General features: G+C 68.1%; 18 protein-coding genes and 1 tRNA gene. 8 read left to right on the forward strand and 11 right to left on the reverse strand.

Annotation, left to right across the window (positions count from 1 at the left end; all coding sequences use genetic code 11):
• Positions 1 to 19: 19 nt before the first annotated feature.
• On the forward strand, positions 20 to 1,660 hold the full coding sequence (locus ACFO27_RS05595) for a methyl-accepting chemotaxis protein (RefSeq protein ID WP_376816446.1): 1,641 nt from the start codon (positions 20 to 22) through the stop codon (positions 1,658 to 1,660).
• Between the two features lie 21 nt (positions 1,661 to 1,681).
• On the opposite strand, the gene ACFO27_RS05600 is transcribed toward ACFO27_RS05595, so the two are convergent.
• On the reverse strand, positions 1,682 to 2,818 hold the full coding sequence (locus ACFO27_RS05600; protein WP_376816447.1) for a tellurite resistance/C4-dicarboxylate transporter family protein: 1,137 nt from the start codon (positions 2,816 to 2,818) through the stop codon (positions 1,682 to 1,684).
• Between the two features lie 159 nt (positions 2,819 to 2,977).
• On the opposite strand from ACFO27_RS05600, the gene prfB reads away from it, so the two are divergent.
• Both prfB and lysS read left to right on the forward strand, forming a co-directional pair.
• A protein-coding gene (gene prfB, locus ACFO27_RS05605) for a peptide chain release factor 2 (RefSeq protein WP_376816448.1) occupies positions 2,978 to 4,082 on the forward strand; the annotation gives its coding sequence in 2 pieces (ribosomal slippage) (positions 2,978 to 3,058 and positions 3,060 to 4,082; 1,104 coding nt in all).
• A 59-nt stretch (positions 4,083 to 4,141) separates the two neighbouring features.
• Complete coding sequence (gene lysS, locus ACFO27_RS05610) at positions 4,142 to 5,656, forward strand: lysine--tRNA ligase (protein WP_376816449.1); 1,515 nt, start codon at positions 4,142 to 4,144, stop codon at positions 5,654 to 5,656.
• Between the two features lie 112 nt (positions 5,657 to 5,768).
• Here lysS and iscA read toward each other — a convergent pair whose 3' ends face one another.
• The 6 genes from iscA to uvrB form a co-directional block, all read right to left on the reverse strand.
• Positions 5,769 to 6,092, reverse strand: coding sequence for an iron-sulfur cluster assembly protein IscA (gene iscA, locus ACFO27_RS05615; RefSeq protein WP_376816450.1), 324 nt, complete (start codon positions 6,090 to 6,092; stop codon positions 5,769 to 5,771).
• On the reverse strand, positions 6,061 to 6,510 hold the full coding sequence (locus ACFO27_RS05620) for an iron-sulfur cluster assembly scaffold protein (RefSeq protein WP_376816451.1): 450 nt from the start codon (positions 6,508 to 6,510) through the stop codon (positions 6,061 to 6,063). The genes iscA and ACFO27_RS05620 overlap by 32 nt, the downstream gene beginning before the upstream one ends.
• A complete protein-coding gene (locus ACFO27_RS05625; RefSeq protein ID WP_376816452.1) occupies positions 6,510 to 7,721 on the reverse strand; it encodes an IscS subfamily cysteine desulfurase in 1,212 nt (403 codons plus the stop codon). Before ACFO27_RS05625 ends, ACFO27_RS05620 begins: the two co-directional genes overlap by 1 nt.
• 15 nt (positions 7,722 to 7,736) lie before the next feature.
• Positions 7,737 to 8,258, reverse strand: coding sequence for a Fe-S cluster assembly transcriptional regulator IscR (gene iscR / locus ACFO27_RS05630; protein WP_376816453.1), 522 nt, complete (start codon positions 8,256 to 8,258; stop codon positions 7,737 to 7,739).
• Positions 8,259 to 8,487: 229 nt separating this feature from the next.
• A complete protein-coding gene (locus ACFO27_RS05635) occupies positions 8,488 to 8,979 on the reverse strand; it encodes a low molecular weight protein-tyrosine-phosphatase (protein ID WP_323025660.1) in 492 nt (163 codons plus the stop codon).
• A gap of 165 nt (positions 8,980 to 9,144) precedes the next feature.
• Positions 9,145 to 11,211, reverse strand: a complete 2,067-nt coding sequence (uvrB, locus tag ACFO27_RS05640) for an excinuclease ABC subunit UvrB (RefSeq protein WP_376816454.1) — start codon at positions 11,209 to 11,211, stop codon at positions 9,145 to 9,147.
• Positions 11,212 to 11,470: 259 nt separating this feature from the next.
• On the opposite strand from uvrB, the gene ACFO27_RS05645 reads away from it, so the two are divergent.
• Positions 11,471 to 12,676, forward strand: coding sequence for an amino acid aminotransferase (locus ACFO27_RS05645; protein WP_376816455.1), 1,206 nt, complete (start codon positions 11,471 to 11,473; stop codon positions 12,674 to 12,676).
• 193 nt (positions 12,677 to 12,869) lie between these two features.
• Positions 12,870 to 13,607 (forward strand): transcriptional repressor LexA, encoded by a 738-nt coding sequence (gene lexA, locus ACFO27_RS05650; RefSeq protein ID WP_376816456.1) that lies wholly within the window; start codon positions 12,870 to 12,872, stop codon positions 13,605 to 13,607.
• A 175-nt stretch (positions 13,608 to 13,782) separates the two neighbouring features.
• On the opposite strand, the gene lon is transcribed toward lexA, so the two are convergent.
• The 4 genes from lon to tig all read right to left on the reverse strand — a co-directional run bounded on the left by lon (position 13,783) and on the right by tig (position 19,741).
• Positions 13,783 to 16,239, reverse strand: a complete 2,457-nt coding sequence (gene lon, locus ACFO27_RS05655; RefSeq protein WP_376816457.1) for an endopeptidase La — start codon at positions 16,237 to 16,239, stop codon at positions 13,783 to 13,785.
• A 227-nt stretch (positions 16,240 to 16,466) separates the two neighbouring features.
• A complete protein-coding gene (clpX, locus tag ACFO27_RS05660; RefSeq protein WP_376816458.1) occupies positions 16,467 to 17,759 on the reverse strand; it encodes an ATP-dependent Clp protease ATP-binding subunit ClpX in 1,293 nt (430 codons plus the stop codon).
• Between the two features lie 10 nt (positions 17,760 to 17,769).
• Positions 17,770 to 18,429 carry an ATP-dependent Clp endopeptidase proteolytic subunit ClpP gene (gene clpP / locus ACFO27_RS05665; protein WP_323025642.1) on the reverse strand — a complete coding sequence of 220 codons (660 nt, stop codon included), beginning with the start codon at positions 18,427 to 18,429 and terminating at the stop codon, positions 17,770 to 17,772.
• 1 nt (position 18,430) lies between these two features.
• Positions 18,431 to 19,741 (reverse strand): trigger factor, encoded by a 1,311-nt coding sequence (gene tig, locus ACFO27_RS05670; RefSeq protein WP_376816459.1) that lies wholly within the window; start codon positions 19,739 to 19,741, stop codon positions 18,431 to 18,433.
• A gap of 165 nt (positions 19,742 to 19,906) precedes the next feature.
• Between tig and ACFO27_RS05675 the strand changes: the two genes are divergently transcribed.
• The 3 genes from ACFO27_RS05675 (at position 19,907) to dapE (ending at position 22,190) form a co-directional block, all read left to right on the forward strand.
• Positions 19,907 to 19,991 (forward strand) — tRNA-Leu (locus ACFO27_RS05675).
• 211 nt (positions 19,992 to 20,202) lie between these two features.
• A complete protein-coding gene (dapD, locus tag ACFO27_RS05680) occupies positions 20,203 to 21,024 on the forward strand; it encodes a 2,3,4,5-tetrahydropyridine-2,6-dicarboxylate N-succinyltransferase (protein WP_376816460.1) in 822 nt (273 codons plus the stop codon).
• Positions 21,025 to 21,056: 32 nt separating this feature from the next.
• The gene (gene dapE, locus ACFO27_RS05685) at positions 21,057 to 22,190 is read left to right on the forward strand and encodes a succinyl-diaminopimelate desuccinylase (protein ID WP_376816461.1); all 1,134 of its coding nucleotides are present in this window, start codon (positions 21,057 to 21,059) and stop codon (positions 22,188 to 22,190) included.
• Positions 22,191 to 22,193 lie beyond the last annotated feature (3 nt).

Consider the following 22,193-nt stretch of genomic DNA (forward strand, 5'->3'; position numbering starts at 1 on the left):
GACCCGGGGGATTTGCCGCATGCGGTTCGCGTTCACATTCAAGACCCGTTTCATCCTGTTCATGACCGTGCTGGCGCTGTGCGCCGGCCTGGTCATGGGCGCCGTCGCCCATCTGCGGCGCACGACCGATACCTTGCGCGACGCGGAGGCCGCGCGCTACCGGGCCAGCCAGCTCGCGGGCTGGTACCGGGCGCAGGCCACCGCCCTGTCCCGGGACGCCGCCGCCTTCGTCGCCAGCGAACAGCCGGAATTCGAGCAGCGCTACCAGGAGCACCTGGCCGTCCTGGAAGGCCGCGCGCCCGACGCCCGCGGCATCCGGGCCGATGCCCGCGCCCGTTTCCGGCAGGCGGGCCTCGACGAAGACGAACTGGCCCTGTTCGAAGACGCCCACGCGCGGCTGCTGGCCCTGGCGGCCACCCAGCGCGAAGCCATCGGCACCGCCAAGGGCGAGCTGGACGACGGCCAGGGCGGCGTGCGCATCGCCCTGCCCAACGCCCTGCTCGCCAAGGCGCTGGTCTTCAGCCAGCAGTACGCCCGGGCGGAAGCGGACATCAGCGCCCTGATCGACGCCTTCGACGCCCGCCAGGCCCTGCGCATGGAGCAGCGGGTCGACCAGGCCTCGGCGGACGGCGCGATGGCCGGACGCATCGCCATCGGCGCGGTGCTGGCGCTGCTGCTGTGCGGCATGCTGGCCCTGCGCAGCCTGTACCGCTCGGTCAAGCGGCCCCTGGACCGTGGCGTGGCGCTGGCCGGCCACCTGGCGGCGGGCGACCTGTCCATCCCCATCGAAGGCGGGGGCCGCGACGAGATGGGACGCCTGATGCACGCCCTGGAGGGGATCCGCCAGGGCCTGAACCGCACCCTCTGCCGGGTCGCGGACCACTTCGCGCACGTCAACGCCGGCGTGGACGTCCTGTCCTCCGGCCAGGAGGAGGCTCTCGGGGACAGTCACGACCAATGCGCCATGGCGGCGCAGATGTCCTCGGCCATGGACGGCCTAGACGACACCGTCCGCCTCAACCACGGCCGGGCGGTCGAGGCCCGCCGCCTGAGCGAACAGAGCGACCGCGAGGCCCGGACGGGCGCCGAGGCCGTCGCGCGGCTGGCGCGGGCCATGGACGGCATCGCGCAAGGCGGCCTGCGCGTCGAGGAGGCCGCGCGCCAGATCGGCGAACTGGCGTTCCAGACCAACATCCTCGCCCTGAACGCCGCCGTCGAGGCCGCCCACGCGGGCGCCCATGGGCGCGGCTTCGCCATCGTCGCGGCCGAGGTCCGGTCGCTGGCCCAGCGCTGCGACCAGACCGCCGGACTCATCCAGTCCACGATCGAGGAAGCCATCCACGACAGCCGCCGGAGCGCCGAACTGGCCGCCGAGGCCCGCCAGGCCATGGACCGGGTCGTCCAGGCCACCGGCCGCGGACGCCAGATCATGGACGAGGTCGCCGCCGCCACCGAATCCCAGGCCCTGGCCATCCACGAAACGGCGCAGGCGGCGCGCCGCCTGGAAGCCATCGGCGCGCGCGGCGCGCGGCAGGCCCAGGCCGCGTCGCAGGTGGTGGCCGAGCAGCGTTCCCGCGTCACGGACCTGCGCCGGACGCTGACGCAATTCAGGCTGGAGGCCGCCGGAGCCCTGGACGTTCCGTCCCGGCTGGCCGCCTGAGGCCGCCTTCGCCCCGCGGCCTCAGGCCGGTCCGGCGCGTCCCGGGGCGCGCGCGATCCGCGCCACCTGGCGGACCATCCCGGCGAACGTCAGCACCCAGGCGAACAGCGCGACGTACAGGAATCCCCGGGGCAGCGCGGCGAGAAAACCGAACCCCATGGCGTGGTCCATCTGCCAGGTGCAGGCCGCGTACATGCCCAGCGGGAACACCGCGCCCCAGTACAGGGGATCGTACTGGAACGGAAAGCGCTGGAAGACGTAGCGCCAGATCCCCAGCAGCAGCAGCATCGGGATCCACCAGGTGCCTGTGGCCCAGTAGAACACCGTGAAACCCTTCAGGAACGGCAGCAGCGACACCAGGTACGGGGCGTCGGGCGCGTTCAGGATCAGCAGCGAACCGGCCAGGGTGGAGATCGCCATGGCGCCCATGTTGATCCAGTACGGCGGCGACAGGTCGTCGGGCGAAAAGCGGAAGAACACGTAGCGGTAGAAGATCAGCGACATCATCCAGATGTACAGCATCCCGCCCCACAGCCACATCGACAGCGCCATCAGATTCAGTTCCAGCCGGAAGGGCTGGCCGATGCGCGCGGCCAGCAGCGCGCTGGACACCGCCAGCGACTGGGTCGCCACCACCGCCAGCAGCCAGGCGCCGCTGATCCCCTTGTCCAGCGTGGGCTTGTCCGGCTTGACGGTGAAGGCGGTGAAAATGGTGTAGGTCAGCCCCAGCCACAGCACCACCGCCACGGCCCACAGGACGAAACCGATCCGGACGCTGTCGGTCTGCACGATGAACTGGCTCGCCAGGATGCCGGTGCCGGCCACCGTGGTGAAATACCCCGGCCCCTTGAGGTGGTCGACCATGTCGCCGAAGAAGCGGCGGGGATGGTGGAACGCCCGCAGCGCGTACAGCACGCACAACACGGCATATTGCGCCACGTTCAGCAGGAACAGCAGCCGCGACACCAGCGGCAGGCCCATCATGCCCGCGCCCAGCGAGACGATCCCGGTCGCCATCACCAGGCCGAAGTAGGCGGGCGACAAGCCGGCCAGGGCGGCGCGCCAACCTTCCGGCGGCGCCGTGCCGCCGGCCCGCAGCGCGGTGGCCGCGGCCGACGCCGGCACCCGGCGCGCGTCGTCCGAAGAAGTCCTGTCCATGCCCGTCCTCCCCCATGCGGTCCCCGGACCCATGTCCGTTTGCGCGACCGCGTTAAAATGCCAGATTATCCTCATAATTCGACGCGAATGAAATCGGGGCGCTCCCGCCGGCTGAGGCGGCGTGCGTCCCGCCGCGCCGCACAGACACAGGACATTTCCATGGAAGCCGAACGCCAGAACCAGATCATCGCCCGCATCGACGACTACGCCGAGCGCCAGGGCCTGCTCCGGAGGTATCTTTGACTACGATGCCAAGGCCGAACGCCTGCTCGTCGTCAACGCCGAACTGGAAAGCCCGGACGTCTGGAACGATCCGCAGCACGCCCAGGAACTGGGCCGCGAAAAGAAATCCCTGGAAACCGTCGTCGGCACGCTGACCGACCTGCAAAACGGTCTGAACGACGCGCGCGATCTGTTCGAGCTGGCCAGCGCCGATGACGACGACGCCACCCTGCTCGCCATCGAGCAGGACTGCGCCGCCCTGGGCGAGCGCCTGGAGGCGCTCGAATTCCGCCGCATGTTCAACAACCCGGCCGATCCCCTGAACTGCTTCGTCGACATCCAGGCCGGCGCCGGCGGCACCGAGGCCCAGGACTGGGCCTCCATGCTGCTGCGCCAATACCTGCACTACGGCGAACGCAAGGATTTCAAGACCGAGATCCTGGAAGAATCCGAAGGCGAAGTCGCCGGCATCAAGTCGGCCACCATCAAGTTCGAGGGCGAATACGCCTACGGCCTGCTGCGCACCGAGACCGGCGTGCACCGCCTGGTGCGCAAGAGCCCCTTCGATTCCTCCAACGGCCGGCACACGTCCTTCGCCAGCGTCTTCGTCTACCCGGAGATCGACGACTCCTTCGAGATCGACATCAACCCGGCGGACCTGCGCATCGACACCTACCGCGCCAGCGGCGCCGGCGGCCAGCACATCAACAAGACCGACTCGGCCGTGCGCATCACCCACCAGCCCACCGGCATCGTCGTGCAGTGCCAGAACGACCGCTCCCAGCACCGCAACCGCGCCGAGGCCATGCAGATGCTGAAGTCGCGCCTGTACGAACTGGAGATGCGCAAGCGCATGGCCGAGCAGCAGAAGCTGGAAGACGCCAAGAGCGACGTCGGCTGGGGCCACCAGATCCGATCCTACGTCCTGGACCAGAGCCGCATCAAGGACCTGCGCACCGGCGTGGAAATCTCCAACACCCAGAAGGTCCTGGACGGCGACCTGGACCCCTTCATCACGGCCAGCCTCAAGCAGGGCGTCTAGCCCCGGCGCGGGGGCGTCCGCGGCCGGAGCCCCCGCCTTCCCATCACCGATCGCACGACATGACTTCGACCGAACCCCAAGCCCCCGACGAGAACCGCCTGATCGCCGAACGCCGCGCCAAGCTGGATGCGCTGCGCCAGGCCGGCCCCGCCTACCCCAACGACTTCCGCCCCGACGCGCGCGCCGCCGAACTCCACCGGAACTTCGGCGAACTGGACGAGGACGCCCTGCAGGCCCTGGGCCGGCGCGCCCGCGTCGCCGGACGCATGATGCTCAAGCGGATCATGGGCAAGGCCAGCTTCGCCACGCTGCAGGACGCCACCGGCCGCCTGCAGCTGTACCTGGACCGGGGCGTGCTGGGCGACGAGGCCTACGCCGCCTTCAAGTCCTGGGACATCGGCGACATCGTCGGTGCCGAGGGCGAGATCTTCAAGACGCGCAAGGGCGAGCTGTCCCTGCGCGTGGAGTCCCTGCGCCTGCTGTCCAAGTCGCTGCGCCCCCTGCCCGACAAGTTCCACGGCGTGGCCGACCAGGAACTGCGCTACCGCCAGCGCTACGTGGACCTGATCATGACCGAGGGCACGCGCGATACCTTCCTGGCGCGCAGCCGCATCATCACCGCGATCCGCCAGATCATGTCGGAGGCCGATTTCCTGGAAGTCGAGACTCCGATGCTGCACCCCATCCCCGGCGGCGCGGCGGCCAAGCCCTTCATCACCCACCACAACGCGCTGGACATGCAGATGTACCTGCGCATCGCGCCGGAACTCTACCTGAAGCGCCTGATCGTGGGCGGCTTCGAGCGGGTGTTCGAGATCAACCGCAATTTCCGCAACGAGGGCGTCAGCCCGCGCCACAATCCCGAATTCACGATGATGGAATTCTATGCGGCGTATACGGACTACCGCTGGCTGATGGACTACACCGAGTCCCTGATCCGCGAGACCGCGCGGCGCGTGTGCGGCACCGCTTCCCTGACCTACCAGGGCCAGCCCCTGGACCTGGAGCGCGCCTTCGACCGGCTGACCATCGCCGAGGCCATCCTGAAGCACGCTCCCGGCTACACCCCCGCCCAGCTCCAGGACGAAGCCTGGCTGCGCGGCGAGCTGCGCCGCCTGGGCGCGGACGTGGACGGTCCGACCCTGGCCCACGCGGGCCTGGGCGCGCTGCAGCTGGCGCTGTTCGAGGAAACCGCCGAAGCGAAGCTCTGGCACCCGACCTTCATCATCGACTATCCGGTGGAAGTCTCGCCGCTGGCGCGGGCCTCCGACGCCCAGCCCGGCATCACGGAACGCTTCGAGCTGTTCGCCTGCGGACGCGAGATCGCCAACGGCTTTTCCGAGCTGAACGATCCCGAGGACCAGGCCGCGCGCTTCCAGGCCCAGGTGGCCGCCAAGGACGCCGGCGACGAAGAAGCCATGTACTACGACGCGGACTACGTGCGCGCCCTGGAATACGGCATGCCCCCCACGGGCGGCTGCGGCATCGGCATCGACCGGCTGGTGATGATGCTGACCGACAGCCCCAACATCCGCGACGTGATCCTGTTCCCGCACCTGCGGCGCGAGGACTAGGACGCGGACGCGCCCGCTCGGGCGCCGCAACGAAGAAGGCCGGTTCGGGACACGAACCGGCCTTCTTCGTTTTGCGTGCTGCGCGCGCGGAGAATATCCGCGCGGCCGGACGTCACACGGAGAACGATTCCCCGCAGCCGCAGGCGGCCTTTTCGTTGGGATTGTTGAAGCGGAAGCCCTCGTTCAGGCCTTCGCGGGCGTAGTCCAGCTCCGTGCCCTGCAGGTAGGGCAGGCTGTCGGGCGCCACGTACACGCGCGCGCCGAACTGCTCGAAGACCTGGTCCCCGGCGACGGGATCGTCCACGTATTCCAGGTGGTAGGACATGCCCGAGCAGCCCGAGGGCTTGACCCCCAGGCGCAGGCCCAGGCCCTTGCCGCGTTTGGCCAGATGGCGCTGGATGTGCTCAGCGGCCTGTTGTGTCAGCGTGATTCCCATGATGTGCCTCAGGAACGGTGTTGGTCGGTGTAGACGGATGTTTGCCGGTGTAGTCGGCCACGGCCGCGCGGATGGCGTCCTGGGCCAGCAGCGCGCAGTGCAGCTTGTCGGGCGCCAGATCCAGGGCCTGGACGATGTCCTGGCTGGCGATGGCCAGCGCCTGGTCCAGATCGCGCCCCCGCAGCCATTCGGTCGCCAGCGATCCGGCCGCGATGGCCTCGCCGCTGCCGAAGGCCCGGAAGCGGGCGGCTTCTATGGTAGCGCCATCCAGGCGGATCTGCAGTTTCAGGATCTGACCGAGCTCGGGCGAACCCACCAGCGCGGTGCCCACCCGGGGGTCGTCGGCATCGAAAGAGCCGACGTTGCGCGGATGCAGGTAGTGTTCCAGGACCTGCGGCCCGTACGACGGACCCGCCATCAGCAATGCTCCGCCCAGGCGCCCAGGGTGCCCTGCTGGCGCATTTCCCACAGGGGGGACAGTTCGCGCAGCCGCCCGATCTGGGCGCGCAGCAGCCGCACGGCGCGGTCCACCTCGTCCTGCGTGGTGTAGCGTCCCAGGGTCAGACGCAGCGAGCTGTGCGCCAGAGTGTCGCTGCGCCCCAGGGCGCGCAGCACGTGGGACGGTTCCAGGCTGGCCGAGGTGCAGGCCGAACCCGAGGACACGGCCAGTTCGGGCACCGACATCAGCAGCGCCTCGCCCTCGACGTGGGCCACGCTGATGTTCAGGGTGTGCGCCACGCGCCGGTCCGGATCGCCGTTGAGATAGACGTCCGGCAAGTCGCGCAGGCCGTCCCACAGGCGGTCGCGCAGCGCCCGGATGCGGGGAATTTCAGTGTCCATCAGCTCGCCCGCCAGGGCGAAGGCCGCGCCCATGCCGACGATCTGGTGGGTGGGCAGCGTGCCCGAGCGCAGGCCACGTTCGTGGCCGCCGCCGTGGATCTGGGCCTCCAGGCGCACGCGCGGCTTGCGGCGCACGTACAGTGCGCCGACGCCCTTGGGGCCGTAGGTCTTGTGCGCCGACAGGGACATCAGGTCCACGCCCAGCGCCTGGACGTCGATCGGCAGCTTGCCGGTGGCCTGGGCGGCGTCGGTATGGAACAGGATGCCGCGTTCGCGGCACAGCGCCGCCAGCGCGGCGATGTCCTGGATGACGCCGATTTCGTTGTTCACCAGCATCACCGATACCAGGATCGTGTCGGGGCGCAGGACGGCGGCCAGGGCGGCCGGATCGACCAGGCCGTTGGCGTCCACGTCCAGCCAGGTGACGTCGAAGCCCTGGCGTTCGAGTTCCAGGCAGGGATCCAGCACCGCCTTGTGTTCGGTGCGGACCGTGACGACGTGCCTGCCCCGGCCGGCATGGAAATGGGCGGCGCCCTTGATCGCCAGGTTATCGGACTCGGTGGCGCCGGAGGTCCAGACGATCTCGCGCGGATCGGCGTGGATCAGCCCCGCGACCTGGGCCCGCGCCCGTTCCACGGCTTCCTCGGCGTCCCAGCCCCAGGCGTGGCTGCGCGAGGCGGGGTTGCCGAAGCGTTCCGTCAGCCAGGGCAGCAGAACCTGGAGGACGCGTTCGTCGACGGGCGTGGTGGCGGAATAGTCCAGATAGATCGGGGACGGATCCTGTGGCATCGAAACTCCGGTAAATCAGGCCGATACGGGCTCCTGGGCCCGGGAATCGGCCGCCACCGGCGTGATCGGGATCGTCGCGCGCCCATTGCGCATCTGGCCGGATTCCTGCCATTCGCGCAAGCGCTGCTGATCGACCAGGTCCTGCAGCGAGACCGAGTCCAGGTATTCCAGCATTTTACGACTCAAAGTCGCCCACAGGTCGTGGGTCATGCACTTGCCGCTGTGGCCGTTGCGGCCGATGTCGCAATTTTCCTTGCCCCCGCAGCTGGTGGCGTCCAGCGGCTCGTCGACGGCGAAGATGATGTCGGCGACGGAAACGTCGCGCGCATGCCGGGCCAGCGTGTAGCCGCCCCCGGGACCGCGCACGCTGTCGACCAGCTCGTGCCGGCGCAGTTTGCCGAACAGCTGTTCCAGGTAGGACAGGGAAATGTTCTGGCGGGCGCTGATGGCGGCCAGCGTGACCGGCCCGCTGTGGTGGCGCAGGGCCAGATCGATCATTGCCGTGACGGCGAAACGTCCCTTGGTCGTCAAACGCATGGTGAAGTCCTCTGTGGGTGCGGAGAATTCCCGGGCATGGCTAATACCCGACTATTTGAGTCAAGTGTACCCCTTTACCCGACTAAAACACTCGGTTTTAGATCGGGAAAATCGACGGAACTTGATGGTTGTCAATTCCGACCGCATTGCAGGGACATCGCCCCGCCCCACCCCCCGCCAGAAATGCAAGGGGCGCCCCGTGGGCGCCCCGGCATGAAGAAGGAAGGAATCAGGCGGCCTGGTATTGCAGCGCGCGCTTGCGCACCAGTTCGAGGACGCCCTGGCAGGAATCTTCGATGTAGTCCAGGACCTTGTTGAAACCTTCGGGACCGCCGTAGTAGGGATCGGGCACCGTGGCTTCCTCGAACTCGTTCGAGAAGCGCATCAGCAGCATGAGCTTGTGCTGGTAGATCTTGGGGCACTGCTGCTGCAGCGCGGACAGGTTTTCCCAGTCCATGGCCAGGATCAGGTCGGCGTCGCGGAAGTCGTCGGCGCGGATCTGCCGGGCCACCAGCGCCGACAGGTCGTAGCCGCGCTTGCGCGCGGCGGTCTGGGCGCGCGCGTCCGGGGCCTCGCCCACGTGGAAGTGATGGGTCGCGGCGGAATCGACGGCAATGGCGTCGGACAGCCCGGCCTCGTCGACGAGATGCTGGAACACACCCTGGGCGGTGGGGGAACGGCAGATATTGCCCGTACAGACAAAAAGTACCTTATGCATGATGGGTGAAAGTGTGCGGGAAAACCCGGAAATTGGCAAGCATTTTCTGTGGAAAACCGCAAAAAAACCTGACATCTGAAGCACTTCCGAAGCGGTCGGACAACAGGCCCGGATGCGCCCGCCCGGGGCGGGAACCCGGCCGGCGGCCAGGATTCATTCCACCAGGGCTCATTCCATCAAGGCGCGGGCCTTCAGGGCGCGCAGGGCGTCGCGCACCGAGGCCGCCTGCTCGAATTCCAGGTTGCGGGCGTGCTCGTTCATGCGCTGCTCCAGGCGGCGGATCTCCCGCGCCAGGGATTTCTCGTCGTGCAGGGCCGATTCGTCGTACCCGGCCGCGGCGGGCGCCGAGGCCGCCGGCACGGCCACCCCGTCGATCAGGTCGCGCACCGCCTTGCTGACGCCCCGGGCCGTGATGCCGTGCTCGATGTTGAAGGCCTGCTGCTTCTCCCGGCGCCGGGCCGTCTCGTCCATCGCCCGGCGCATGGAATCGGTCACCCGGTCGGCATACAGGATGGCGCGCCCGTTCAGGTTGCGCGCCGCCCGGCCGATGGTCTGGATCAGGCTGCGCTCCGAACGAAGGAAGCCTTCCTTGTCGGCGTCCAGGATCGCCACCAGCGAGACTTCCGGGATGTCCAGGCCTTCGCGCAGCAGGTTGATCCCGACCAGCACGTCGAAGGTGCCCAGGCGCAGGTCGCGGATGATCTCGACCCGTTCCACCGTGTCGATGTCGGAATGCAGGTAGCGGACCTTGAGGCCGCTTTCCCCCAGGTATTCGGTCAGGTCCTCGGCCATGCGCTTGGTCAGGGTGGTGACCAGCACCCGCTCGTGGCGCGCGATGCGCAGCTTGGCCTCGCCCAGCAGGTCGTCGACCTGGGTGGCGGCCGGACGCAGTTCGACCTCCGGGTCCACCAGGCCGGTCGGGCGCACGACCTGCTCGACCACCTGGTCCGCATGCTGGGCCTCGTAGGGGCCCGGCGTGGCGGACACGAACACGCATTGCGGCATGCGCGCCTCGAACTCTTCCAGCCGCAGGGGCCGGTTGTCCAGCGCCGAGGGCAGCCGGAAGCCGAACTGGACCAGGGTTTCCTTGCGGGAACGGTCGCCCCGGTACATGCCGCCCAGCTGGCCGATCGTGACGTGGCTTTCGTCGATGAACATCAGGGCGTTGGCCGGCAGGTAGTCGATCAGCGTCGGCGGCGGCTCGCCCGGCAGGGCGCCCGACAGGTGCCGGGAATAATTCTCGATGCCCTTGCAGAAACCCAGTTCCTGCAGCATTTCCAGGTCGAAGCGGGTGCGCTGTTCCAGCCGCTGGGCCTCGACCAGCCGGCCCGCCGCCGTCAGTTCGGCCAGGCGGTCGCGCAATTCCTCCTTGATCGTCTCGATGGCGCGCAGCACGGTCTCGCGCGGCGTCACGTAGTGCGAACTGGGGAAGATCGTGAAGCGCACCAGGCTCTGGACCGGTTTGCCCGTCAGGGGATCGAACAGGTCCAGGGACTCGATCTCGTCGTCGAACAGCGTGATGCGCAGGGCATGTTCGGCGTGCTCGGCCGGGAAGACGTCGATGACCTCGCCGCGCGCCCGGAACGTCCCCCGGGAAAACTCCGTGTCGTTGCGCTCGTATTGCATGGACACCAGCCGCGCCAGGATCTCCTGGCGGCCGACCCGGTCGCCCGTGCGCAGCGTCAGCACCATCGCATGGTAGTCGCCCGGATTGCCGATCCCGTAGATGCAGGACACCGTGCCCACGATGATGGTGTCGGGGCGCTCCAGCAGGCTCTTGGTGGCCGACAGGCGCATCTGCTCGATGTGCTCGTTGATGGACGAGTCCTTCTCGATGAACAGGTCGCGCGAAGGCACGTAGGCCTCGGGCTGGTAGTAGTCGTAGTAGGACACGAAATATTCCACCGCGTTGCGGGGGAAGAATTCGCGCATTTCCGCGTAGAGCTGGGCGGCCAGGGTCTTGTTGGGCGCCAGCACGATGGCCGGCCGCCCGGTGCGGGCGATCAGGTTGGCCATGGTGTAGGTCTTGCCCGAGCCCGTCACGCCCAGGAGCGTCTGGCACATGAGCCCGTCGCGCACGCCCTCTTCCAGCGCGTCGATCGCGGCCGGCTGGTCGCCGGCCGGCGGATAGGGCTGGAAGAGCTGGAAGGGACTGTCCGGATACTGGACGAACCCCGGCCCGGACGCGGGCGCGGCCTGCGCGGATTCGGTCTGCAATTTGACCTGACTGGACATGGGACTCAACTGGACACTGTTCGGGTAAACCCCTTATTATCACACTGTTGGCCCACGTGACCAAGGGAACCTCTGAACCAGTCAAGCGGAAAGCGGGCGCTGTGGTTCGGGATGGAATGCAAGGCGCGAACCGCAGCGATAGCCGTAGCTATCGCGAGGATGAGCAACGCAGCAGGCCGCCCGAATCCGCAGATGCACGCGGCGCGATGACTGGTTCAGAGGTTCCCAAGACTCCCCTCTTATCGTCCTCCCGGTAACCATGTCCTCCATCTTCGCATCCGTCGAACTCGCTCCGCGCGACCCCATCCTGGGCCTGAACGAACAATTCAAGGCCGACACCCGGACCACCAAGGTCAATCTCGGCGTCGGCGTCTACTACGACGACGCGGGCCACATCCCCCTGCTGAAGGCCGTCCGCCAGGCCGAAGCCCGCCTGTTCGAGCAGGCCGAGCCGCGCAACTACCTGCCGATCGACGGCATTCCCGGCTACAACACCGGCGCCCGCACCCTGCTGCTGGGCGCCGGCTCGCCGCTGATCGCCGAGCACCGCTCGCTGACGGTCCAGACCCTGGGCGGAACCGGCGCGCTGAAGGTCGGCGCCGACTTCCTCAAGCAGATCCTGCCCGACGCCAAGGTCGCCATCAGCAACCCCAGCTGGGCCAACCACGAAGCCCTGTTCTCCGCCGCCGGCTTCCCGGTCGTCAGCTACGACTACTACGACGCCGCCACGCATGGCCTGGACTTCGGCGGCATGCTGGCCTCGCTGCGCGCCCTGCCCGCCGGCACCATCGTGGTGCTGCACGCCTGCTGCCACAACCCCACCGGCGTCGATCCCACCCTGGATCAATGGCAGGAAATCGCCCGCGCGCTGCAGGCCGGCCAGCTGGTGCCCTTCCTGGACATCGCCTACCAGGGCTTCGGCGACGGCATCGAGGAAGACGCCGCCGTGGTGCGCCTGTTCGCGGATCTGGGCATGACCATGTTCATCAGTTCCTCGTTCTCCAAGTCCTTCTCGCTGTACGGTGAGCGCGTCGGCGCCCTGACCCTGGTGACCGGCGGCGACGAGGAAAGCACCCGCGTGCTCAGCCAGCTGAAGCGCGTCATCCGCACCAATTACTCCAACCCGCCCACCCATGGCGGCGCCCTGGTCTCGACCGTGCTGAACACGCCTGAACTGTACAAGCTGTGGGCCGAGGAACTGGCCGGCATGCGCGACCGCATCCGCGCCATGCGCCACCAGCTGGTCGAAAAGATCCAGGCCCAGGGCGTGGACCAGGACTTCAGCTTCGTCAAGGCCCAGCGCGGCATGTTCTCGTACTCCGGCCTGACCAAGCCCCAGGTGGAACGCCTGCGCGAGGACTTCGGTATCTATGCCGTCGGCAGCGGCCGGATCTGCGTGGCCGCCCTGAACAGCGGCAACATCGACTACGTCGCCCGCGCGGTGGCCGACGTGATCAAGAACTGATCCCGTCCGCGCCGCCTTCCACCGGAAGGCGTTCCGGACCGGCATGCGGCGGGGCCTTCGGGCCCCGTCGCCGTTTTTCGGCGCCGCCGTTTCGGCGCCGCCGCGGTTTTCCGCCGGCGCACGGCCTTTTCCGCTTGCGCCGTCCGCGCCCTTCCGTCACAATACGGGCTGTGTTTCCATCCAGTAACGCGACATGGCCCTGAAACTCACCGCCCGGCAATCCCAGATCCTGGACATCATCCGGCAGGCTGTCCAGCAGGCGGGCCGCCCCCCCACCCGGGCCGAAATCGCCCGTCAATTGGGGTTCCGCTCGGCCAACGCCGCCGAAGACCACCTCCGCGCGCTGGAGCGCAAAGGCTACATCCGCCTGTCGGCCGCCACCTCGCGCGGCATCCAGCTCACCGAGCAGGCCCGGGCGGTCGCCGCCGACACCGATCCGTCGGGCGCTCGCGCCGCCGGCCAGCCTCCCGCGTCAGGCGGCGCCCCGGCGCACGCGCCCGGCCCCCTGCCCGGCGCCCCGGCCTGGATCGCGCCGTCCGACAGCCGCCTGGTGCCGCTGGTCGGCCGCGTAGCCGCCGGCAGCCCCGTCCTGGCGGCCGAGCACGTCGAACGCGAAATCCCCCTGGCCCCCCACCTGTTCGAAGCGGCGCCCGACTATCTGCTGCGCGTGCGCGGCAGCAGCATGCGCGACGCGGGCATCCTCGACGGCGACCTGCTGGCCGTGCGCAGCACGCCCCAGGCGCGCCACGGCCAGATCGTGGTCGCCCGCCTGGGCGACGACGTCACCGTCAAGCGCCTGGACCACCAGGGCCGCCGCATCCGCCTGCTGCCCGAAAACCCCGACTTCCAGCCCATCGACGTGGGACCGGGCGACGACTTCGCCATCGAAGGCATCGCCGTCGGCCTGATCCGCACCACCGCGCTGCACTGAAACGCCGGCGCCCCTCCCTGCGTTCATCCGAGCCAGAAGCGACAAGGGCTCCCTTTCGGGGAGCCCTTGGTCGTTTCGCCGGCCACTGGACCGCGCCGCGCACGGATAAGAAGTCGTTCCGACCCGCCGGGCACGGGCCGGTCCGCGCGGGGACCGGCCCGAGGCCAGGTCCGTCTCAGTGCTTCATCACCCCGCCGCTGCCGGCCTCGGCCGGCTTGGCGGCGGCGACCGCCTCGGCCGCCAGGCGGGCGACTTCCTCGTCGGACAGGGGCACGGGCATGCGCTGCAAGGCGACTTCCAGCACCCGGTCGATCCAGCGCACCGGGATGATCTCCAGGTGGTTTTTCACGTTGTCCGGGATTTCCGCCAGGTCCTTGACGTTTTCCTCGGGGATCATCACGGTCTTGATGCCGCCGCGATGCGCCGCCAGCAGCTTTTCCTTCAGGCCGCCGATTTCCAGGATCTCGCCGCGCAGGGTGATCTCGCCCGTCATGGCGACGTCGGCGCGCACCGGAATGCCCGTCAGCGCCGACACCATGGCGGTGGTGATCGCGGCCCCGGCCGAGGGGCCGTCCTTGGGCGTGGCGCCTTCCGGGAAGTGGATGTGCAGGTCGCGCTTCTCGAAGGCCTGGTCGGCGATGCCCCACTTGCGGGCGCGGGCGCGCACCACCGTGCGGGCGGCCTCGACCGATTCCTTCATCACGTCGCCCAGCGAGCCCGTGCGCAGGACCACGCCCTTGCCCGGCATGTCGGCCGCCTCGATGGTCAGCAGGTCGCCGCCGACTTCCGTCCAGGCCAGGCCGGTGACCTGGCCGACCTTGTCTTCCTTTTCGGCCACGCCGAAACTGAAGCGGCGCACCCCCAGGAAATCATTCAGGTTGGCGGCATTCACCACGATCGTTTCCTGGATGCTGGCCTTCCGGCCCCGTTCGACCGGGTTGGCGGCCAGCAGGCGCTTGACGGCCTTGCGGCAGATCTTGGAGATTTCGCGTTCCAGCGCGCGCACCCCGGCCTCGCGCGTGTAGTAGCGCACGATGTCGCGGATGGCGTCTTCGGAAATGCTCAGCTCGCCTTCCTGGACGCCGTTGTTCTTCATCAGCTTGGGCAGCAGGTGGTCGAAGGCGATGTGGACCTTTTCGTCTTCCGTATAGCCGGACAGGCGGATGACCTCCATCCGGTCCAGCAGGGCCGGCGGAATGTTCAGCGTGTTGCTGGTAGCCACGAACATCACGTCCGACAGGTCGAAATCGACCTCGATGTAGTGGTCCTGGAAGGTGTGGTTCTGTTCCGGATCGAGCACTTCGAGCAGGGCCGAGGACGGGTCGCCGCGGAAATCCGCGCCCAGCTTGTCGATCTCGTCGAGCAGGAACAGCGGATTGCGCACGCCGACCTTGGCCATGTTCTGCAGGATCTTGCCCGGCATGGAGCCGATGTAGGTGCGCCGGTGGCCGCGGATCTCGGCCTCGTCGCGCACGCCGCCCAGCGCCATGCGCACGAACTTGCGGTTGGTCGCGCGGGCCACGGACTGGCCCAGCGAGGTCTTGCCCACGCCCGGGGGCCCGACCAGGCACAGGATCGGGGCCTTGAGCTTGTCCACGCGCTGCTGCACCGCCAGGTACTCGACGATGCGCTCCTTGACCTTTTCCAGGCCGTAGTGGTCGGCGTCGAGAACTTCCTCGGCGTTCTTCAGGGAGTTGTTGACGCGGCTCTTCTTGCGCCACGGCAGGCCCACCAGCGTGTCGATGTAGTTGCGCACCACGGTGGCCTCGGCCGACATGGGCGACATCAGCTTGAGCTTCTTCAGCTCGGCGTCGGCCTTCTTGCGGGCTTCCTTGGGCAGGTGCGCCGCGGCGATCCGGCGTTCGAGCTCTTCGATGTCGGCGCCTTCCTCGCCCTCGCCCAGTTCCTTCTGGATGGCCTTGACCTGCTCGTTCAGGTAGTAGTCGCGCTGGCTCTTCTCCATCTGCTTCTTCACGCGGCCGCGAATGCGCTTCTCGACCTGCAGGATCTCGATTTCCGATTCCAGCTGGGCCAGCAGGGCTTCCAGGCGGCGCGCGGCGCCGGGCATGTCCAGCAGGGACTGCTTCTGCTCGATCTTCAGGGGCAGATGGGCGGCGATGGTGTCGGCCAGGCGTCCGGCGTCCTCGATCCCGGACAGCGAAGTCAGGATTTCCTGGGGGATCTTCTTGTTCAGCTTGACGTACTGCTCGAACTGGGCCACGACGGCGCGGCGCAGGGCCTCGGCTTCCGCCTGGTCGGACTGGTCCTCGTCGATGCCGGACACGCGCGCCGAGAAATGCGATTCGGCGTCGGTGACTTCATGGACGCGGGCGCGCTGCAGGCCTTCGACCAGCACCTTGACGGTGCCGTCGGGCAGCTTCAGCATTTGCAGGATGTTGGCCGCGCAGCCGATTTCGTACAGGTCGTCGGGCGTGGGCTCGTCCTTGCCGGCGGACTTCTGGGCCACCAGCATCACGCTGCTGCCGGCTTCCATCGCCAGCTCGAGCGCCTTGATGGAACGCGGCCGTCCCACGAACAGGGGGATGACCATGTGGGGAAAGACCACGACGTCGCGCAGCGGCAGCAGCGGCAGTTCCACAGGTTCCTGGGTCAGAATCTGGCTAGCAGACATGGTTGATTCCTCAAGCGATTGAATCTGAAAGAAAAAGGAAGCGCGGGCTTCCTTTTTCGCATAGTGCCTGCTGATGAATATGGCGCCGCGCGGGTACTTTTCAAGAGCCGGGGGCACATCGCCAGTATACGGGAACCGGTCCCCGGACGGGTCCGGAGCATTCCGCGAGCCGCCGCGCCCGGCCCAGCGCCCTCCCGAGGGAGCGGGACCCGCGCCCCGGTGCGCGGTCAGGCGGCGGCGGAGCGCAGGGGCTTGTCTTCCGTCTGGCGGTCGGGCCGGGGCCCCTTGATCAGGGTCGGCGTGGTCCGGCCTTCGACCGCGTCCTTTTCCAGGACCACGCGGTTGATGTCCTGGCGCGAAGGCAGTTCGTACATCGTGCCCAGCAGCGCCTGCTCGATGATGGAGCGCAGGCCCCGGGCGCCGGTGCGGCGCTTGATGGCCCGGCGGGCGATCGCCGTCAGGGCCTCGGGCGTCACGTCCAGCTCGACGTCCTCCATCTCGAACAGCTTCTGGAACTGCTTGACCACGGCGTTGCGCGGTTCGGTGAGGATGCGCACCAGCGTTTCCTCGGTCAGTTCTTCCAGGGTGGCGACCACCGGCAGGCGGCCGACCAGTTCCGGGATCAGGCCGAACTTGATCAGGTCTTCCGGTTCGACCTCGGCGAACAGTTCGCCCACGCCGCGCTCGGAGCGCGCGCGCACCGTGGCGGCGAAGCCGATGCCGGAACGTTCGCTGCGGTCGCGGATGATCTTTTCCAGCCCGTCGAAGGCGCCGCCCACGATGAACAGGATGTTGGTGGTGTCGACCTGGACGAAATCCTGGTTCGGATGCTTGCGCCCGCCCTGCGGCGGCACCGAGGCGACCGTGCCTTCGATGAGCTTCAGCAGGGCCTGCTGCACGCCCTCGCCCGAGACGTCGCGGGTGATGGACGGATTGTCGGACTTGCGCGCGATCTTGTCGATCTCGTCGATGTAGACGATGGCGCGCTGGGCCTTTTCGACTTCGTAGTTGCAGTTCTGCAGCAGCTTCTGGATGATGTTCTCGACGTCCTCGCCGACGTAGCCGGCTTCCGTCAGGGTGGTGGCGTCGGCCATCACGAAAGGCACGTCCAGCATGCGCGCCAGGGTCTGGGCCAGCAGGGTCTTGCCCGAGCCGGTGGGCCCGATCAGCAGGATGTTGCTCTTGGAGAGCTCGACGTCGCCGTCCTTGGCGTCCTGATAGCGGATGCGCTTGTAGTGGTTGTAGACCGCCACCGCCAGGTTGCGCTTGGGCGTTTCCTGGCCGATGACGTAGCCGTCCAGGAAGGACTTGATTTCCTGCGGCGTGGGCAGTTCCTTGCGCACGGCGGCCCGCGCCGCGTCCTGGGACTCTTCGCGGATGATGTCGTTGCACAGGCTGATGCATTCATCGCAGATGAAGACGGAAGGCCCGGCGATCAGCTTGTGGACTTCGTGCTGGCTTTTGTTGCAGAAGGAGCAGTGCAGCGCCTTGTCCTCGCTGGAACCCTTTTTTTCGGTCATGGCTATCCAATCACTTGGCTTCGTCGGTGCGCGAAACCAGTACCTTGTCGATCAGTCCGTATTCCCGCGCGTCGTCGGCGGACATGAAGTTGTCTCGTTCGGTGTCCACGGCGATGCGCTCGATGTCCTGGCCGGTGCGCTCGGCCAGGATGCCGTTCAGGCGCTCGCGCAGGCTGAGGATTTCCTTGGCCTGGATCTGGATGTCCGAAGCCTGGCCCTGGGCGCCGCCCGAGGGCTGGTGGATCATGATGCGCGAGTTGGGCAGCGCGTAGCGCTTGCCCTTGGCGCCGGCGGCCAGCAGGAACGCGCCCATGCTGGCGGCCAGGCCGGTGCACAGGGTGGAGACCTCGGGCTTGACGAACTGCATGGTGTCGAAGATCGCCATGCCGGCGTAGACCGAGCCGCCCGGGGAATTGATGTAGAGCGAGATGTCCTTGTCAGGGTTCTCCGATTCCAGGAACAGCAGCTGCGCCACGACCAGGTTGGCCGACTGGTCGTTGACCTGGCCGACGAAGAAGATCACCCGTTCGCGCAGCAGGCGCGAATAGATGTCGTAGGATCGTTCGCCGCGGCCGGACTGCTCGATCACGATGGGCACGTAGCCCAGGCCGGTGGGGACGACCGAGTCCCCGCCGTACATCGACGCGTAGAAATCGGTGAACCGGTTCATGTCAGCGGGCACCCATCAAAGTATCGAAATCGACGGCTTCGTCGGTGACCTGGGCGGACGCCAGGACGTGCTCGACGAGATTGTCCTCCAGGACCAGCGATTCGATCTCGGCGCGGCGCTGGCGGTCGGACAGGTAGTAGGCCACGACCTGGGCGGGCTGCTCATAGCTCTTGGCGAATTCCTCGATGCGCGCGCGGACCTGTTCGGGCTTGGCCTTCAGGTCGGCGGACTTGATGAGCTCGGCCACCAGCAGGCCCAGGCGCACGCGGCGCTCGGCTTCCGGGCGGAAGGTGTCTTCCGGGATGGGGATGCTGTCGGCGTTGGGCAGGCCGCGCTGCTTCAGTTCCTCGCGCGCGGCGGCCGTGCGGTTGGCCACTTCGTTGTCCACCAGGGCCTTGGGCAGGTCGAAATCGCAGGCGGCCGCCAGGGCGTCCATGACGCTGGCCTTGGTGCGGTTCTTGGCGCGGGCCTGGGCTTCGCGTTCCACGTTCGCGCGCACGTCGGCCAGCAGGGCGTCCACGTCGCCTTCGGCCTGGCCCAGGGCGCGGGCGAAGTCGGCGTCGATCTCGGGCAGTTCGGGTTCGGCGACTTCCTTCACGGTGATGGTGAATTCAGCCTGCTTGCCGGCCACGGCGGGGCTGCCGTAGTCTTCCGGGAAGGCCAGCGGGAAGGTCTTGGTCTCGCCGGCCTTCAGGCCGGTGGCGGCGGCTTCGAATTCGGGCAGCATGCGGCCCTGGCCCAGCACGAAGGGGAAGTCCTGGGCGGAGCCGCCCTCGAAGGCCACGCCGTCGATGGTGCCGACGAAGTCCAGGGTGACGCGGTCGCCGCTCTGGGCGGCGCGGTCGGCGGCCGGCTTGAAGACCGTGCGCTGGCGGCGCAGGATGTCGATGGTCTGCTGCACTTCGGCGTCGCCCACCTGGACGGTGTTGCGGGTGATCTTCAGGGACGACAGGTCCGGCAGCTGGATCTCGGGATAGACTTCGAAGGTGGCGGAAAACGCCATCACGCCGTCTTCGGCGCCTTCGACCTTGGGCTCCAGGCTGGGGGTGCCGGCCACGCGCAGGTTGGCGTCGGCGATCACCTTGTCCAGGGACTTGCCGATCTGGGTGTTGATCACGTCATAGCGAACCGACGGACCATGGCTGCGTTCGATCACGGACAGCGGCGCCTTGCCGGGACGGAAGCCCTGCACCTTCGCCGTCCTGGCGACGCGCTTGAGCTGCGCCTGGACTTCCTTTTCGATGTCGGCGACCGAGACGGTCAGATCAACGCGGCGCTCCAGGCCGGACAATTTTTCAACCACGGGCTGCATTCGGAACCTATTGAAAGATGAATAGTAAACGGGGTATTTTAGCGGAAAGTGGGGCGCCCCGTAGAAGCCCGGGAAGTCCCGGGATCCTCCGCGCCGGCCGCGCCCGCTTTCCGCCCGGCCCCAAGGGCGCCCGGTCGAATCACGTTATAATGATCAGCTTGCCTGGCGAACGTGGCGGAATTGGTAGACGCACCAGATTTAGGTTCTGGCGCCGCAAGGCATGAGAGTTCAAGTCTCTCCGTTCGCACCACGGCGCCGCGGGCCCTTGCGCCCCCCCATCCTACATCAAGCCGCTTCCGCGCGCCGCCGGACCCACGGCCGCCGCTTCCGCGCGGCACACCATGCAATATGGACCACCGATTCAAATCCAGCCTGTTGACAGGCGGTTGAACGGGTCTTGCGACGGGCGGACCGCACGCTGTTAAAATTTCCGGTTCAATTTTTTTCCTGAGCCGCCCACCATGCAGACCGCCATCCAGAACCTGATCGAAACCGCCTGGGAAGACCGGGCATCGCTGCGTCCCGGCCAGTTCCCCTCCGACCTGGCCGACGCGGTCGAACAAGCGATCCGGGGCCTGGACGACGGCACGCTGCGCGTGGCGGAAAAGATCGACGGCCAGTGGCGGGTCCATCAATGGATCAAGAAGGCCGTGCTGCTGTCCTTCCGCCTGGCCGACAACCGCGTCATGGGGCAGGCGCCCCAGCTGTACTACGACAAGGTGCCGCTGAAATTCCAGGACTACGGCCCGGACGACTTCCAGCGCGGGGGCTTTCGCGTGGTGCCGACCGCCACGGTGCGGCGCGGCGCCTACATCGCGCCCGACGCGGTGCTGATGCCCTCCTACGTCAACATCGGCGCGCGCGTGGGCGAAGGCACGATGGTGGACACCTGGGCGACGGTGGGCTCGTGCGCGCAGATCGGCAGCCACGTCCACCTGTCGGGCGGCGTGGGCATCGGCGGGGTGCTGGAACCCCTGCAGGCCGGCCCCACCATCATCGAGGACAACTGCTTCATCGGCGCGCGCTCCGAGATCGTCGAGGGCGTCGTCGTCGAGGAAAACTCCGTGCTGGCCATGGGGGTCTTCATTTCCCAGAGCACGCGCATCTACGACCGCGCCACCGGCGAGATCCACTACGGCCGGGTCCCGGCCGGGTCCGTGGTGGTACCCGGCTCCCTGCCCGCCGCCGACGGCAGCCACAGCCTGGCCTGCGCGGTGATCGTCAAGCGGGTGGACGCGAAGACCCGCGCCAAGACCAGCATCAACGACCTGCTGCGGGCCTGAGGCCCGTCCACACGGTTCAAGGAATCGCACGCATGGCCGACACCGACGTCCTCGACCTGGCCCGCGCCCTGGTCGCCCGCCCCTCCGTCACGCCGGACGACGCCGGTTGCCAGGACCTGATCGCCGAACGCCTGCGGCCGCTGGGCTTCGCCTGCGAATCGCTGCCCAGCGGCCCGGTGAGCAACCTCTGGGCGCGGCGCGGCGCCGGGGCGCCGCTGCTGGTGTTCGCGGGCCACACGGACGTCGTGCCCCCGGGGCCCGAAGCCGGATGGCCCAGCCCGCCCTTCGTCCCCACGGAAGCCGGCGGCATGCTGACGGGCCGGGGCGCCGCCGACATGAAGACCTCGATCGCCGCCTTCGTGGTCGCGGTCGAGGAATTCATCGCCGCCCATCCCGGCCATCCGGGCTCGATCGCCCTGCTCCTCACCTCCGACGAGGAAGGCCCGGCGACCGACGGCACCGTCCACGTCTGCCGCGTCCTGGAAGCGCGCGGCGAGCGGCCCGACTTCTGCGTCGTCGGCGAGCCGACCTCGGCGAAGGCGCTGGGCGACACGATCAAGAACGGCCGCCGGGGCTCGATGTCGGCCCGGATCACGGTGCGCGGCGTCCAGGGGCACGTGGCCTATCCGCACCTGGCCCGCAATCCGATCCACGAACTGGCGCCCGCCCTGGCCGAGCTGGCCGCCGCCCGCTGGGACGAAGGCAACGAATACTTCCCGCCCACCACCTTCCAGGTCTCGAACCTGCACGCCGGCACCGGGGCGGGCAACGTCATCCCCGGCGCCGCGACGATCGACTGCAACTTCCGCTTCTCGACCGCCAGCACGCCCGAGGGGCTGCGGGCGCGAGTGGCGGAGATCCTGGACCGCCACGGCCTGGACTACGGCATCGACTGGACGATCGGCGGCCTGCCCTTCCTGACCCCCCGGGGTACACTGTGCGACGCCCTGCGGGCCGCCATCGCCGAGGAAGCCGGCGTCCAGGCGGAACTGTCCACGACGGGCGGCACCTCGGACGGGCGCTTCATCGCCCGGATCTGTCCGCAAGTCGTCGAATTCGGCCCGCTGAACCGGACCATCCACCAGACGGGCGAGCACATCCCCCTGGACAGCCTCGCGCCGCTGAAGAACATTTACCGCCGCACGCTGGAAAAGCTGCTGGCCTGACCC

The organism is Castellaniella denitrificans, from assembly GCF_042653765.1.
Taxonomy (GTDB): Bacteria; Pseudomonadota; Gammaproteobacteria; order Burkholderiales; family Burkholderiaceae_B; genus Castellaniella; species Castellaniella denitrificans.

What these genes read in the sequence shown, in the direction of transcription:
- ACFO27_RS05595 (WP_376816446.1), top strand. Translation starts at nt 20, where the DNA reads ATGCGGTTCGCGTTCACATTCAAGACCCGTTTCATCCTGTTCATGACC.
- lon (WP_376816457.1), bottom strand. Translation starts at nt 16,239, where the DNA reads ATGTCTGCTAGCCAGATTCTGACCCAGGAACCTGTGGAACTGCCGCTG.
- iscA (WP_376816450.1), bottom strand. Translation starts at nt 6,092, where the DNA reads ATGGGAATCACGCTGACACAACAGGCCGCTGAGCACATCCAGCGCCAT.
- dapD (WP_376816460.1), top strand. Translation starts at nt 20,203, where the DNA reads ATGCAGACCGCCATCCAGAACCTGATCGAAACCGCCTGGGAAGACCGG.
- clpX (WP_376816458.1), bottom strand. Translation starts at nt 17,759, where the DNA reads ATGACCGAAAAAAAGGGTTCCAGCGAGGACAAGGCGCTGCACTGCTCC.
- ACFO27_RS05625 (WP_376816452.1), bottom strand. Translation starts at nt 7,721, where the DNA reads ATGCCACAGGATCCGTCCCCGATCTATCTGGACTATTCCGCCACCACG.
- iscR (WP_376816453.1), bottom strand. Translation starts at nt 8,258, where the DNA reads ATGCGTTTGACGACCAAGGGACGTTTCGCCGTCACGGCAATGATCGAT.
- tig (WP_376816459.1), bottom strand. Translation starts at nt 19,741, where the DNA reads ATGCAGCCCGTGGTTGAAAAATTGTCCGGCCTGGAGCGCCGCGTTGAT.
- ACFO27_RS05620 (WP_376816451.1), bottom strand. Translation starts at nt 6,510, where the DNA reads ATGGCGGGTCCGTCGTACGGGCCGCAGGTCCTGGAACACTACCTGCAT.
- clpP (WP_323025642.1), bottom strand. Translation starts at nt 18,429, where the DNA reads ATGAACCGGTTCACCGATTTCTACGCGTCGATGTACGGCGGGGACTCG.
- lexA (WP_376816456.1), top strand. Translation starts at nt 12,870, where the DNA reads ATGGCCCTGAAACTCACCGCCCGGCAATCCCAGATCCTGGACATCATC.
- ACFO27_RS05600 (WP_376816447.1), bottom strand. Translation starts at nt 2,818, where the DNA reads ATGGACAGGACTTCTTCGGACGACGCGCGCCGGGTGCCGGCGTCGGCC.
- dapE (WP_376816461.1), top strand. Translation starts at nt 21,057, where the DNA reads ATGGCCGACACCGACGTCCTCGACCTGGCCCGCGCCCTGGTCGCCCGC.
- ACFO27_RS05645 (WP_376816455.1), top strand. Translation starts at nt 11,471, where the DNA reads ATGTCCTCCATCTTCGCATCCGTCGAACTCGCTCCGCGCGACCCCATC.
- lysS (WP_376816449.1), top strand. Translation starts at nt 4,142, where the DNA reads ATGACTTCGACCGAACCCCAAGCCCCCGACGAGAACCGCCTGATCGCC.
- uvrB (WP_376816454.1), bottom strand. Translation starts at nt 11,211, where the DNA reads ATGTCCAGTCAGGTCAAATTGCAGACCGAATCCGCGCAGGCCGCGCCC.